Source organism: Puniceicoccus vermicola, assembly GCF_014230055.1.
Taxonomy (GTDB): Bacteria; Verrucomicrobiota; Verrucomicrobiia; order Opitutales; family Puniceicoccaceae; genus Puniceicoccus; species Puniceicoccus vermicola.
The window spans coordinates 36,490-49,475 of sequence record NZ_JACHVA010000139.1; the positions used below are offsets into that span (position 1 = coordinate 36,490).

A 12,986-nucleotide genomic window follows, 5' to 3' on the forward strand; every position below is an offset into this window, starting at 1 on the left:
GGGACTGGCTGATGGTTGGACCGAAAGTCGGTCCGATCAGATGAAGTACTCGATGTAGGCTTTCTCACGAAGCCGCTGAAGCCAATTTTCCTGGGCTTCACGAGCGATCTGGTCGGAAAGCATTTCTTCAATCGTGCCTCGGACTTCTGCGAGAGGAATTGGGCCGGGCTCGCGGATCTTTTCGACGTAGAAAAAGAAAATGCTCTTCTGAAAAGAGACCGGATCACTGACCGCGCCTTCCGGAAGGGCGAAAACGACATCACTGAGTTCGCGGCGGAGGTCCGAGCTGCCAACCCACCCGAGGCTACCCCCACGGCGGGCCAGGCCGTCCATGCTCATCTTCCGGGCGACCTCTTGGAAAGAGGTGCCATCGGCGAGCATTTCTTCCACGGTGGCGGTCTTCTCCTCTACCGTTTCTCCCTCACTGCTGGGAGTCAGGGAGATTTGGAAGAGTTTGACCTCCTTGCCCCGTTGGAATTGCGCCTGGTTCTCCTCGTAAAATTCTTTGATCATCTGCGGGCTGATCTCGGCCTGATTGCGTCGCATCTGCTGTTTCATCACCTGCACGATGATTTTGTCTTTCAGATCATCGCGAAAATCACGCACCGTTTGGTCCTGACTACGCAGGTAGGTGAGGAAGCGGTCCCGTTCGCCGTTGAAGTCTTCTTGGATCACATCGTTGAACTCACCCTCAATGTAGGATTTCGGAATCGTCATCCCCTTGGTGTGGAAATTCTCCACGATCAGAATCTGGTCGATCAGGTTTTGCAGCACATCCCGTTGCAGGCGGTTCAGGTTGGCGTTGTATTCCTGCTCGTTTGAAGAAATGCGGGAGACCTGCCGGAGGAGGGGCTCCATCTCGCGGCGAACTTGCTCAAAGGTGATGATTTTCCCCTCAACCTTGGCGGCGATCGCGTTGGGGCGATCGGGTTCCCACATCTGGTCGACGCTTTCCTGAGCGGAAAGAATCGAGCCTGCGAGGAAAAGAATCAGGCCGATAGGCCGAAGAAAAAGGTGGTGGAGGTTCATAGACGCGCAATCATCCTAGTGATTTCTGCCAATCTGGAAAGGGGCTTTTTCTGGGTCAAGCGGGGAAAGCGCGATCCGATTTTTACGTAGCTCCCTTCCTTCCCGGTTCTTTTGAGCCGGAGAAGGGGTCCTTCGGTCGCGACAGAGGCGATTTGGTGATACTCGGCTTCGAGGCGAATCCGGGTGACGGCGAGGAGAATCTTCACGGATTCGGGCATTTTGCCGAAGCGGTCGGCGATCTCCTTTTCGATCCGGTCCATCTCTTCCCGGTTCGAAACGAGTCCGAGGCGACGGTAGAGGTCGACGCGGATGCGTGACTCGGGAATATACTCGCCCGGGATCTCGGCGGCCACGGTTTTGATGCGGCCAGAGTCCACGGCCTCTTTGCGGAAAACTTCGAACCGGGCTTCTCCGACGGGCCTTGCCCGCACTCCACCCATACCGCGGTTGATGAAATCGAGCCGCACCTCGGCCCGGACGTGGGAAGCCGTGACCTCTCCTTTGAGCCGAGCGATGCTCTGGCGGAGCAATTGGCAGTAGAGGTCGAAGCCGACTCCCGCGATTTCTCCACTCTGTTCGGAGCCGATCAAATTCCCGGCTCCGCGAAGCTCCAAATCTTTCATCGCAATCCGGTAGCCGGCTCCAAGCTGGTTGTATTGGCGGATGGCCGACAACCGTTTGCGGGCCGATTCGAGGACGCCGGTGTGGCGGTGGAGGAGGAGATAGGCGTAGGCTTGCCGATTGAATCGTCCTACGCGGCCTCGCAACTGGTAGAGTTGGGAGAGTCCAAACCGGTCGGCCCCCTCGATGATCATCGTATTGCAGTTCGGGATATCCAGTCCGGACTCGATAATGGTGGTGCAGAGGAGGAGGTCGTAGCGTCCGGCGACAAACTCGGTCATTACCTGCTCAAGTTCGCCTTCTTCCATCTGCCCGTGCCCGACGGCGATCCGGAGGCGCGGAAACATAGCGCTGAGTTTTTTTTCGACGGCGCGAATCGTTTTCACCCGGTTGTGCAGGTAAAAGACTTGGCCGCCGCGGCTGATTTCCTGATCGACGGCCGAACGGATGAGACCCTCGGAATAGGGGTGCACCATGGTCTCGACCGGAAGTCGATCGCGGGGTGGGGTTTCGATCACACTCAGATCGCGGGCGCCGGCGAGGGCGAGGTAGAGTGTGCGGGGGATCGGGGTCGCACTCATGCTGAGTACGTCGACGTGGGTGCGCATCCGCTTGAGCTCCTCTTTCTGTCGGACTCCGAAACGATGCTCCTCATCGATGACGAGAAGGCCGAGGTCTTTGAACTTTACCGATTTACTCAGCAAGCTGTGAGTTCCGACGACCACGTCGATGCGTCCATGCTTCAATTGCTGCCGGATACGTTTCTGTTCGCTTGGAGTGCGGAAGCGGCTGAGCATTTCCACACTGAGTGGGAAATCGGCGAATCGGTCGCGAAAGCTCTGAAAATGTTGCTGGCACAGAACCGTGGTCGGCACGAGGAGGGCCGCTTGCTTCCCATCCATCACCGCTTTGAAAATGGCGCGGATGGCCACCTCGGTTTTGCCGAAACCGACATCTCCGCAGACCAGGCGGTCCATCGGGCGATCTTTTTCCATGTCGCGTTTAGCGGATTGGATGGCGGCCAGCTGGTCGGGAGTCTCTCGAAAAGGGAAGGAGGACTCGAAGTCTGTCTGCCACGGGGTGTCTTCGGCGAAGGCGTGGCCAGGGGTGGTGACTCGCTTTGCTTGGATCTCGAGGAGCTGGGCCGCGAGGTCGAGGGTGGAATTCTCGGCAGAGCGGCGGGCCTTCTCCCAAATCCCCGATCCCGGCTTACCCAGCTTGGGAGTGGACTTACGCAGGCCGACATAGCGGGAGAGGAGGTGAGCCTCCGTCAGGGGCAGCGAGATACGAATGCCCTCGGCGAATTCGAGGGTGATGAGTTCGCGGGTTTCCCCGTCAATCTCCTTCGGGGCGATGCCGCGGAAGATACAGATCCCGTGGGTGAGGTGCACGAGGTGATCGCCCTCGACCATTTCCGAAAAATCGAGAAGGCCATCGACGGCGTTGCGGGTCGGCAGGGCCCGTTCAGAAATCTTTTCGAGGCGAGTGCGGTCACGGCCGAAGATTTCCCGGTCGGTGATGTAGAGTTCGTCGCCGGTTTCAGTTTCCCGCCAAGCGCCTTTCCGAAGATTGCCGTGGAGGATGGGAGGATCGAAGTCACGGAGGATGGCGTCCTGAGCCATCCACTCGCGGAATCGGTTCTCCTCGCTCTCTCCGGGAAGTACTAGGTGGACTTTGGCGCCTTCGGAGGCGAGTTGGGCGACTTTGTGGAGGAATCGTAGGCGGGTCGATTCCTCGTGGGCGGTGCGGTCGGCCCCGAGGAGGCCGCGGATGAGTTCGCCGCGGAGAATCTCGGGATCCTTGGTCGTGAGCGGAATATTTTCGGAGACGAGAGCCAGGGGCAGCACCGTTTCGACTTCGGACAGGAGGAGGGCGGAATCCTTTTCCGCGCCCGGTCGCTCAAAAATGCGGGCGAGAGTGGGGGCTCCGCTTGAACTCGGTGCAGGCAGTTTCCCCTTTCCGTGGGTTGGGCGTTCTGGCTTTTCGAAAAGTATGGGGTGCTCGCGGCGAAGGGTATCGGGCTCCTCCAGAATCCAAGTGGTCGGGCGGTCGAGGTAATCGGCGAGAGCTCCGTCGGAGACTCCCTCCGCACTTCCTTGTGTCGGTCCGATCCAGACCTCCCGTAAATTTCCCTCCGAGAGCTGACTGGTGGGATCGAAGGGGCGGATGCTCTCGACCTCGTCGCCAAAGAAATCAATGCGCACCGGATGTGCGAGGCTGACCGGATAGACATCCAGCAGGTTCCCCCGAACAGCAAATTCCCCGGGCCGCTCGCAGACGGGTTCGTTGTCGTAGCCCAGTTCTTCCGAAAGTCTCCGGGCCAGTTCGGCCGGAGGAATTTCCTCCCCCGTGCGGATGGCCAGCCGCTGCGCCCGCAATTGGCTTCGGGGAATGACTGGGTCGAGCAGGGCGTCGGGAGTGGTGACAAAGAGGAGGTTATCCCCTTTCTTCCGGTCGAGGAGAGCTGCGAGAGCCGCAGCGCGATCCCACTCCGCCTCGACTCGGGCACCATCGCTGGCCCCCGATTCCTTGGCGAGAGGAGGGAAGGGGAGAATCCGAAAGGAAAGTCCCAGCTGATCCCGGAAAAAACTAATTTCCACGGCCCGTTGCAGGGCGGTCCGGAATTTGGGCGCGAGGAGAAAGGACTGGGTGCTCCGATGTTCTCGGAGCCAGTCCGCAGCCATCCAGCCCAGAGCGGATTCCACCACCCCGGAATAGCGATCCAGATGGCCTGGAAAATGGACCGGCTCCATCTCCTAAGCGGGAACGGGAGAAGCCAAAAACGCAACTGGAAATGATCGATCGCCCTGAGCGAAGTAGCCGATCTTCTTGGTCAAAGTGAAAATGGCGAATAAGTAGGTCGATCCGGTGTCCGGCAATCCCTGGAGCGGAAGCGCGATAGCGATTTCGATGATCTTCGGCGGGAAGCGGTCTCCTCTGCGGACTCCGTTAGAAATGGCTCTCGCCATTCCTCTACGCAATGCACGGGGTCCGGCAATCCCTGGAGCGGAAGCGCGATAGCGATTTCGATGATCTTCGGCGGGAAGCGGTCTCCCCTGCGGTCTCCGTTAGAAATGGCTCTCGCCATTCCTCTCCACAATGCATGGTGTCCCGCAATCTTTGGAGCGGAAGCGCGATAGCGATTTCGATGATCTTCGGCGGGAAGCGTTCTCCCCTGTGGTTTCCGTTAGAAATGGCTTTCGCCATTCCTCTCCACAATGCACGGTGTCCGGCAATCTTTGGAGCGGAAGCGCGATAGCGATTTCGATGATCTTCGGCGGGAAGCAGGCTCTTCTGCGGACTCCGCTAGAAATGGCTCTCGCCATTCCTCTACGCAATGCACGGGTGTCCGGCAATCTCTGGAGCGGAAGCGCGATAGCGATTTCGATGATCTTCGTACGCAATGCACGGGTGTCCGGCAATCTCTGGAGCGGAAGCGCGATAGCGATTTCGATGATCTTCGGCGGGAAGCGTTCTCCCCTGTGGTTTCCGCTAGAAATGGCTCTCGCCATTCCTCTACGCAATGCACGGGTGTCCGGCAATCTCTGGAGCGGAAGCGCGATAGCGATTTCGATGATCTTCGGCGGGAAGCGTTCTCCCCTGTGGTTTCCGTTAGAAATGGCTTTCGCCATTCCTCTCCACAATGCACGGGGTCCGGCAATCTCCGGAGCGGAAGCGCGATAGCGATTTCGATAGCGTCGCCGGACCTCAAAAAAAGAGCCCAGATCCGAGATCGACTCGGTCCGGGCTCTGGCGAATCGCTTGGGATTCGCGCGTTTGAAATGGAGGGTTAAGAAGCGGCTTCTTCGGGTTCTTCCGAATTGTCCTTGATGATGTGGATATCCTGTTGCGGGAACGGGATGGAGATTCCGTTTGCATCGAAGGCTTTCTTGAGCTTTTCGCGACTTTCGGAGAGGACGCCCCACCAGTTGGAGGGGGCTACCCAGGCGCGGGCCACCATGTCGATGGCGCTGTCGCCGAAGTTCATGAGGGCAACGGTCACGGCCGGATCGTCGAGGACGCGCTCGTCCTTGCTCAACATATCGAGCATGATCTCGCGGGCTTGGTCGACGTCGTCGTCGTAGCTGATCGAGAACTCGATGTCCACGCGGCGGCTTGGATAAGCGTTGATGTTGGTGATGACGCTGTCGAGGAACTTGCCATTCGGGACGATCATTTGCTTTCCGTCGAAGCTCTTCATTTCGGTGGTCAGCATGTCGATGCCCACGATCACTCCGACAACCCCGCCGCCGTCGATGACGTCACCGGTTTTGAAGGGGCGGAAGAGGAGGATCATCACGCCAGCCGCAAAGTTGGAGAGAGAGCCTTGGAGGGCGAGACCGACGGCCAAGCCGGCGGCACCGAGAATGGCGACGACCGAGGTGGTGGGAACGCCGAGCTTACCGAGGGCGGCGACAATGACCACGGCCATCAAAAGGTAGTATAGTACGCTGGCGGCAAAGCGGCTCAGGGAAGCCTCAATGTTCCGCTTTTCGCAGACCTTGGTGAAAACGGTGCGGGCGACACCGGCGAGCCACTTTCCGACAAAAAAGATAATGGCGGCGGTGGCTAGATTGAGAGCCCATTCCGCGACCATGTTGTCGATGTTGTCCATCGTCGGCATCTGCGCCAGGGAGAGAAGTTGATTCATTGTATTTCAGTGTTGGTTTCGTGATTTGAGAACGTCGGAATAGGTTTTTCCTAGGATGCAGAAGGTCAATCACTTATTCGCCCTATCCACCGAGGGATAACGGTTTTGAGACAGACAGATTTTTCTGCCGGTCGGGTGTCCCGGATCGCCCGCTTAGTGACGGGATTTCGGATCGAGGAGATCGCGGAGGCTGTCGCCCAGAAAGTTCAAACTGAGGAGGGTGAGGGCGAACAGAATCGCGGGGAAGATGAGCATCCAGGGGTAGGTCTGCATTCGCTCCGCTCCTTCGTTGAGGAGGACGCCCCAGGAGCTGTTGGGTGGCTGAACCCCCAAGCCGAGAAAGCTGAGCACGGATTCGAGGAGGATGACCGTGGGCACGGTGAGAGTTGCGTAGACAATCACCGGGGGAAGGGTATTGGGAAGAATATGGCGGCAGAGGATTTTTCCGTGGCTCAGGCCAAGGCAGCGGGCGGCGTCGACAAAGGGTAACTTTTTGAGGGAAAGGACTTCGCCGCGTACAATGCGGGCCGTGGTCAGCCACTCCACGGCTCCGATCGCCAGAAAGAGGAGGAGGAGGGATTTGGGGAAGACGACCATCAGGAGGATGACGAAGATGAGGAACGGCAGGGCGTAGAGAATGTCGACGCAGCGCATCATCAGTGAGTCGACCTTTCCGCCGACGTAGCCAGCGATGCCGCCGTAGAAGATTCCGATGGTGACCGAAACGAGAGTCGCGGCGATGCCCACGGCGATGGAGAGCCGTCCGCCGACGAGGGTTCGGGCGAAGAGGTCGCGGCCGAGTTCATCCGTGCCGACGAGAAAGCGCAGGGGAGAGGGCTGCAGGGTGAAGCTGCTGACGAATTGGTCTGGAGGTCCGGGGAGAGAGGCCAGCCCATCGGGAAGACGGGAGGCGAGCTGGGCGAAAAAGGGGTCGACGGACGAGGGGTGTATCCATACAGGGCGGACGGGCCCTCCTTCGTCGGTGCGAATGATTGGCGGCACCTCGATCCAGGCCAGAGGTTCGCCTGCCTGCAGAGAGACGGCGGTTTCGTCCGGGAGAGAGCTTCTCCCGTTCTCGATCAGGCGGGTCGCCCGGGATTGGTCGATGAGGCGCTCTTCTACGGAACTCTTGGAGGTTGGGATCAGCTCGTAGATGGGGGCGAGAGGGGCGGTGGCCCCGAGTGAGAGGCGGGTCTCATTGGGGTCGTGGGTGCCGAGTGCCGGGATCAGCCAGCAGGAAAGGGTAATGAGGATAAAGACTGTGAGGGAGAGGACTGCCGGGGGGTGGCGCAGGATTCGCCGACCAATGCCGATCTCTGGATTTGCTGGGGTAGAATTCTTCATTGTCCCAAGGTCTCCCGGATGCGTGGGTTGAGGGCGGCCTGTAGCAGGTCTACCAGCAGATTCAGGAGGAGGATGAGGGCGGCGTAGAAGACCACGAGTCCGAGGAGGAGCGGGTAGTCGCGGTTGATTGCGGCCTCGATAAAGAATTGGCCGAGTCCCGGGATGTTGAAAATGGTTTCGACAACAAAGGATCCGGTCAGCATCCCGGCGAGGGCGGGTCCGAGGAAATTGATGACCGGCAGGAGGCTCACCGGTAGAGCGTGGCGCCAGAGGATTCTTCGGCCCGGGAGCCCTTTGGCCCTTGCGGTGCGGATGAAGTCGCTGCGGAGGGTCTCAATGAGGCCCGAGCGGGAGAGGCGGGTGACAAAAGCGGCGTAGAGGATGGCCAGCGTCAATGCCGGGAGGACCACAAAACTCCAGGGTGAGAATCCTTCAGTAAACTGGGCGGCGCTCATCCAGCCGACAGAGGGAAGGATGCCGAGGACCCCACCGAAGAGCAGGGCCAGGAGCGGGCCGATGACAAAGGTGGGAAGACAGATCCCGACCATGGCAAAGCCCGATGCTGCCCAGTCGCCGAATTTGCCGTGGCGGATGGCGGCAGTTGATCCGAGAGGAATGCCGATGGCCAGAGCGAGGAGGAAGCCGGGTACGGCATAGGCGAGAGTGATGGGGAAGTGGTTCCCAATGATCTCGGTGACCGAATAGCCGGGGTGCGAGTAGGAATAGCCGGGATCGAGTCGAGCGATGTTTCCGAGGAAGCGCAGGTATTGATGCCAGAGCGGAAGATCGAGTCCGTAGAAGGCGACGATTTCTTCCCGACTGGACTCGGGGATCTTCTTTTCATCGGCAAACGGATCCCCTGGAGCGGCGCGGACGAGAAAAAAGGTCAGGGTCGCGACCGCGAAGAGTATCGGGATCGAAATGAGAAGGCGTCTGACGAAGAAGCGAAGCACTTTCCGCTACGCTGTCTCGCCTCTGTCGCTTGGGCTAGGAAAAAATCAAGGAGGATGCGTGGGGGGCCTGCGAAACTAGCGGAATTTGGGGGAGAGGAATTACGAAAGCCATTTCTAGTGGAGTCCGCAGAGGAGCCTCTTTCCTTGGGGGATTATCGAAATCGCTATCGCGCTTCCGCTTCGAGAATTGCGTTGCGACGGATCGACCCTATACCGAATTTAGTAAGTTTTGACCGTTATGGTGCAGCGCAGAATCGAAGCAGCGCAAGGCGCAGGGATCTGATTCGTATCGAGATACGCTCCGATCCCTGCAACGCCGCGACCTTCGATTCTGGGCGCATCCCCCTGGGACGGGCGGGAAATGAGCCTGAGCAGCGTTAGCTCAAATGGCACGGGTCGCAGACCCGCCTCCAATTGGGCCGCCTCGCTCAGGCTCATTTCTCATCCCGCCATAACTATCAAAACTTCCTAAATTCGGTATCACTTCGCGGTTTCGCAGAAGCGGGACTCCCGGATCACGGTCACCTTGATGGTGCTGGGATACTGGAGCTCGTTCTCGATGCGATGGCGAATCTGCAGGGCGAGACGCTTGGCCTGATCGTCGGGTACGTTTTCCGGATCGACGATGGCGCGGATCTCGCGGCCCGCTTGGAGGGCGTAGCAATCTTTGACGCCTTCGAAGCCGCGGGCCAGGTTTTCCAAAGAACGCACCCGCTGGATGTAGCCCTCGGTCGAGTCGGCGCGGGCTCCGGGGCGAGCGGCGGAAATACTGTCCGCCAGCATGACCAGTCCGGCGTAGGGGCTCTCGGCGGCGACCTCCTCATGACTGGCGGCGACCGCGTTGATCACTTCGGGCGGCTCGCCGTGGTGACGGAGGATTTTGGCGGCGGCCGAAGCATGGCTCCCTTCAAATTCGTGGCTGATCGCCTTGCCCAAGTCGTGGAAAAGCCCCGCGCGCTTGGCCAGAACCGGGTCGAACCCGATTTCCGAAGCGAGCAGGGAACAGAGAAAAGCGACTTCGATGCTGTGATCGAGAGTGTTCTGGCTGAAAGAGTGGCGGAAGTGGAGTTTACCGAGGAGGGAAACGATCTCGGGGTGGATGGAGGAGAGGCGGAGTTTGCGGATCGCTTCTTCACCGAGGCTGATAACGGCCTTATCCATCTCGGCCAACGCTTCTTGGTGTTTTTCCTCAATGCTCGCCGGATGAATTCGCCCATCTTTGATCAAGGCTTCCAAAGTGACGCGGGCGATTTCCCGGCGGACCGGGTCGAATCCCGAGAGGAGGACCGTGTCCGGCGTTTCGTCGATCAGGAGCGAGACCCCGGTCACGGATTCAAAGCTGCGAATGTTGCGGCCTTCCCGCCCGATCAGGCGTCCCTTCATGTCGTCGTTGGGCAGGGAGACGGTCGTCGAGGTTTCTTCCGACATCGGGGTGGATCCGACGCGTTGCATGGCAGCGAGGAGGACAGCGCGGGCGCGGGCCTCGACTTGAGCCTCGGGCACGTCGAGTAGATCGTGGCGCAATTCTTCGAGATACTCCTCCGAGCTCTCCTTCATCTGGGCCGTGAGCTCGGCACGGGCGTCTTCGCGGCTCATCCCGGCGATTTCGAGGAGGCGTTGTTCGAGGTTGGCACGGTTTTCCTCGGCTTCCTTCCGGGTTTCTTCGGTCTCTTGTTGAATGGATCGGACGCGCTCGATGCGTCTTTGCAGTTCCTCAGAGGGTCCCTGCTGGGCGTGACTTCCCCGCTTGGCCCCCCGGGGAGGCCAATACTTGAGGGCAATGATCACTGCGGCGGCGGCTAATGTCGCTGCCGAGAGAGCAATACCCACTTCGGTCCAAATTTCAGTCATATAGAGAGAATCGGGAGGAAGTGGGGTGGATCCTCCGGTCATCCAGTGTAAAAAATTTACGGCTGGAGAGTCCTGCGAAGCAAATAAAAAAAAAGGCCAGGCACCCTACGGCACACGCGGACATCAGCTACCGTTGCTCCCTTCCGGGCCTGGCGGGGTTCACTGGTCCTGCGTTGCATAGGACCCGGCCAGAAAGAATCCAACACCCGAAACCTCCTCGATGCAACCGAAAACCCCCTCCATTTTTCGAGACTTCTGCTGATGCGGCCCGGGAAGCGACGTAGATCCGCAAAAGTTGCGGTTGTCTGAATGCAGAAAGCTGCTAGGAAGGGGGGAATGAGCAGTATTTTCGGCACGCTTTTCCGTATTTCTTCCTGGGGTGAAAGCCATGGGAAGGGGATCGGAGTCGTCATTGATGGATGTCCCCCGCTTCTTCCTTTGTCGGAGGCCGACATCCAGCAGGCCCTCGACCGTCGTCGGCCCGGGCAGAGCTCGATCACGACCCCCCGCAAGGAGAAGGATGGAGTGCAGATTCTTTCCGGGGTTTTCGAGGGGGAAACCACAGGAACCCCGATTTCGATGGCCGTCTTCAATGAGGATCAGCGTTCTTCGGATTACGGCGAGATGAAGGAAAAGTTTCGCCCCTCGCATGCGGATTTTACCTATCAGGAGAAGTACGGCATTCGCGATTATGCGGGCGGGGGCCGTTCCTCAGCTCGTGAAACGATCGCTCGGGTCGCGGCCGGTGCGGTGGCGGAGAAAATCCTCCAGCTGAGCAATGGGGTTCAGATCAGCGCCTTTGTTCGATCGATTCACGATGTGGACGCTCCTGCGGATTTGCCGTTTCCCTCCCGCGGATCGGTTGAAGCCAACCCCGTGCGCTGCCCGCATCCCGAGGCGGCCGAGCGGATGATTGCCCGCATTAAAGAGGTGCGCGATAAGGGCGATTCGGTCGGAGGGGTGATTGAGTGCCGGGTCAAAGGCCTCCCCGTGGGCTGGGGTTCTCCTGTCTTCGATCGTTTGGAAGCCGATTTGGCCAAGGCCATGCTCTCCCTTCCGGCCACCAAGGGTTTTGAGGTGGGTTCGGGTTTTTCGGGCACCCTGCTCAAGGGCTCCGAGCACAATGATCCCTTCGAGATGCAGGACGGAGTTGTGCGCACCAGCAGCAACCGTTCGGGCGGAGTGCAGGGCGGGATCTCCAATGGGGAAGAGATCGTCTTTCGCGTAGCCTTCAAGCCGACGGCAACCGTCCGCAAGAATCAAAAGACTGTCTCCCGGAGCGGGGAGGATACCGAGCTCGCCGCCAAGGGACGTCACGATCCCTGTGTGGTTCCCCGGGCGGTTCCCATTGTTGAGGCCATGACAGCCCTCGTTCTCGTAGACCATGCCATGCGTCATCACGCCCAAACGGCAACTTTTGGTTCCTTTGCGCCCGAAGAGTGAGTCCGGGAGGGGTTGGTATTCTTCTCCACCTGTTTCGAACAATTTTGTCCGATTCCAGCCTGTTCATCGGGCCGATTTCTTGTTAAAAATCCGATCTGTATATGAGTGAAAGTCCGCTCTGGTTAAATCTCCTCCTTTCGGGGCCGAATCCGGATCGCTGGAAACTGGTTCGCGAGACCGTTTCTCATGCTCTTCCCAAAGACGAGGGCCTTACCATTTTTGTGTCGGCTGACGAGCTGGAGGAAGCCCGGGAAGCGTTTGCGACCGACCGCTACACCGTCGCCGAATGGACCATCTCCGACGGAGCGATGGAATTTTCCGAGCCCTTGAGCGAGGAAGAGGGGAATTTACTGATTTACGGACGTCCGGATTTCCCGGACGACCTCATGGATGCACTCATCTCCGGGTTTCGCGCTGAACATTTCGAAATGGGGCGGATCGTTACCCACGTTCATTGTGGATGGTGTGAGAAAACGGAGGAAGCAAAGGCCTGGTTTGAGGGATGCATTCATTTTTCGGACCTCGTCCTCCTCGACGCCCGTCACGAAGTCGAGGATGCTTGGGTTCGCGACTTTCAGGAGAAATATCGCAAACTGCGCTATCCCTGCCATTTTGATCTGGTTCGCAAAAACCTCCCCAAGCACCCGCAATGGTTTTTCGATAGTCAGCCACGCCGCCTCTCTCTGGTCTTCGACCCGGACGACCTTTCCGGCCTCGGTGGCGAAGAATACGAAATCGAGGGCGATCCGCCGGACGAAGAAGACGATCCCGAAGCCGCCGGTGATCCTTACCTCCGCCGCAACGCCGCTGGCGAGCGTGAGCGAAAAGTGCGTCCGCTTCCATTCGCACTTGACGGCTCCACGGATTCGGAGAAATAGTCATCGCTTCTGTTCCTCGCTCGGGTGGCGGAATTGGTAGACGCGCTAGATTCAGGTTCTAGTGTCTTAACGGACGTGCGGGTTCAAGTCCCGCCTCGAGCACCAGTATTTTAAAGACCGTCCTCTGGACGGTTTTTTATGTCCGCACGTCCTCAAATCTTGAGCAAGACCGAGACCGAACCTCGTCCATTTCGTTCGCAACCAACGAGAAGCCTC

At 58.9% G+C, this 12,986-nt stretch carries 10 protein-coding genes, 1 tRNA gene, 1 other RNA gene and 1 pseudogene; 4 read left to right on the forward strand and 9 right to left on the reverse strand.

Annotated features, from left to right (window positions below):
* Positions 1 to 36 precede the first annotated feature (36 nt).
* From H5P30_RS20480 to H5P30_RS20490, 3 genes are read right to left on the reverse strand one after another with little or no spacing between them, the layout of a single operon-like run.
* On the reverse strand, positions 37 to 1,029 hold the full coding sequence (locus H5P30_RS20480) for a peptidylprolyl isomerase (RefSeq protein ID WP_185694781.1): 993 nt from the start codon (positions 1,027 to 1,029) through the stop codon (positions 37 to 39).
* Complete coding sequence (gene mfd / locus H5P30_RS20485) at positions 1,026 to 4,403, reverse strand: transcription-repair coupling factor (RefSeq protein ID WP_185694782.1); 3,378 nt, start codon at positions 4,401 to 4,403, stop codon at positions 1,026 to 1,028. The genes H5P30_RS20480 and mfd overlap by 4 nt, the downstream gene beginning before the upstream one ends.
* Positions 4,404 to 4,406: 3 nt before the next feature.
* Positions 4,407 to 4,619: a hypothetical protein gene (locus H5P30_RS20490; RefSeq protein WP_185694783.1), complete on the reverse strand. Its 213-nt coding sequence runs from the start codon at positions 4,617 to 4,619 to the stop codon at positions 4,407 to 4,409.
* Between the two features lie 130 nt (positions 4,620 to 4,749).
* Here H5P30_RS20490 and H5P30_RS20495 point away from each other — a divergent pair, with 130 nt between their 5' ends.
* Entirely contained in the window at positions 4,750 to 5,334 is a 585-nt protein-coding gene (locus H5P30_RS20495) for a hypothetical protein (RefSeq protein WP_185694784.1), read from the forward strand.
* Positions 5,335 to 5,440: 106 nt separating this feature from the next.
* Here H5P30_RS20495 and H5P30_RS20500 read toward each other — a convergent pair whose 3' ends face one another.
* From H5P30_RS20500 to ffs, 6 genes and pseudogenes are all read right to left on the reverse strand, one after another.
* Entirely contained in the window at positions 5,441 to 6,301 is an 861-nt protein-coding gene (locus H5P30_RS20500) for a mechanosensitive ion channel family protein (protein ID WP_185694785.1), read from the reverse strand.
* 153 nt (positions 6,302 to 6,454) lie between these two features.
* Positions 6,455 to 7,126, reverse strand: a pseudogene (locus H5P30_RS22795) (ABC transporter permease); the annotation flags it as partial.
* Between the two features lie 515 nt (positions 7,127 to 7,641).
* Positions 7,642 to 8,598, reverse strand: coding sequence for an ABC transporter permease subunit (locus H5P30_RS20510; protein ID WP_185694787.1), 957 nt, complete (start codon positions 8,596 to 8,598; stop codon positions 7,642 to 7,644).
* 219 nt (positions 8,599 to 8,817) lie between these two features.
* Positions 8,818 to 9,036, reverse strand: a complete 219-nt coding sequence (locus H5P30_RS20515) for a hypothetical protein (RefSeq protein ID WP_185694788.1) — start codon at positions 9,034 to 9,036, stop codon at positions 8,818 to 8,820.
* A 42-nt stretch (positions 9,037 to 9,078) separates the two neighbouring features.
* The gene (rny, locus tag H5P30_RS20520; protein ID WP_185694789.1) at positions 9,079 to 10,449 is read right to left on the reverse strand and encodes a ribonuclease Y; all 1,371 of its coding nucleotides are present in this window, start codon (positions 10,447 to 10,449) and stop codon (positions 9,079 to 9,081) included.
* 91 nt (positions 10,450 to 10,540) lie between these two features.
* Positions 10,541 to 10,639: signal recognition particle sRNA small type (ffs, locus tag H5P30_RS20525), an RNA gene on the reverse strand.
* A 146-nt stretch (positions 10,640 to 10,785) separates the two neighbouring features.
* On the opposite strand from ffs, the gene aroC reads away from it, so the two are divergent.
* From aroC to H5P30_RS20540, 3 genes are all read left to right on the forward strand, one after another.
* Positions 10,786 to 11,892, forward strand: a complete 1,107-nt coding sequence (gene aroC, locus H5P30_RS20530) for a chorismate synthase (protein WP_185694790.1) — start codon at positions 10,786 to 10,788, stop codon at positions 11,890 to 11,892.
* Positions 11,893 to 11,993: 101 nt separating this feature from the next.
* Positions 11,994 to 12,770 carry a hypothetical protein gene (locus H5P30_RS20535; protein WP_185694791.1) on the forward strand — a complete coding sequence of 259 codons (777 nt, stop codon included), beginning with the start codon at positions 11,994 to 11,996 and terminating at the stop codon, positions 12,768 to 12,770.
* A gap of 18 nt (positions 12,771 to 12,788) precedes the next feature.
* A tRNA-Leu gene (locus tag H5P30_RS20540) sits at positions 12,789 to 12,875 on the forward strand.
* The last annotated feature ends 111 nt before the right edge of the window (positions 12,876 to 12,986 follow it).

Coding starts and splice junctions, on each gene's coding strand:
- H5P30_RS20480 (WP_185694781.1), bottom strand. CDS start 1,029: ATGAACCTCCACCACCTTTTTCTTCGGCCTATCGGCCTGATTCTTTTC.
- mfd (WP_185694782.1), bottom strand. CDS start 4,403: ATGGAGCCGGTCCATTTTCCAGGCCATCTGGATCGCTATTCCGGGGTG.
- H5P30_RS20490 (WP_185694783.1), bottom strand. CDS start 4,619: ATGGCGAGAGCCATTTCTAACGGAGTCCGCAGAGGAGACCGCTTCCCG.
- H5P30_RS20495 (WP_185694784.1), top strand. CDS start 4,750: ATGCATGGTGTCCCGCAATCTTTGGAGCGGAAGCGCGATAGCGATTTC.
- H5P30_RS20500 (WP_185694785.1), bottom strand. CDS start 6,301: ATGAATCAACTTCTCTCCCTGGCGCAGATGCCGACGATGGACAACATC.
- H5P30_RS20515 (WP_185694788.1), bottom strand. CDS start 9,036: ATGAGCCTGAGCGAGGCGGCCCAATTGGAGGCGGGTCTGCGACCCGTG.
- rny (WP_185694789.1), bottom strand. CDS start 10,449: ATGACTGAAATTTGGACCGAAGTGGGTATTGCTCTCTCGGCAGCGACA.
- aroC (WP_185694790.1), top strand. CDS start 10,786: ATGAGCAGTATTTTCGGCACGCTTTTCCGTATTTCTTCCTGGGGTGAA.
- H5P30_RS20535 (WP_185694791.1), top strand. CDS start 11,994: ATGAGTGAAAGTCCGCTCTGGTTAAATCTCCTCCTTTCGGGGCCGAAT.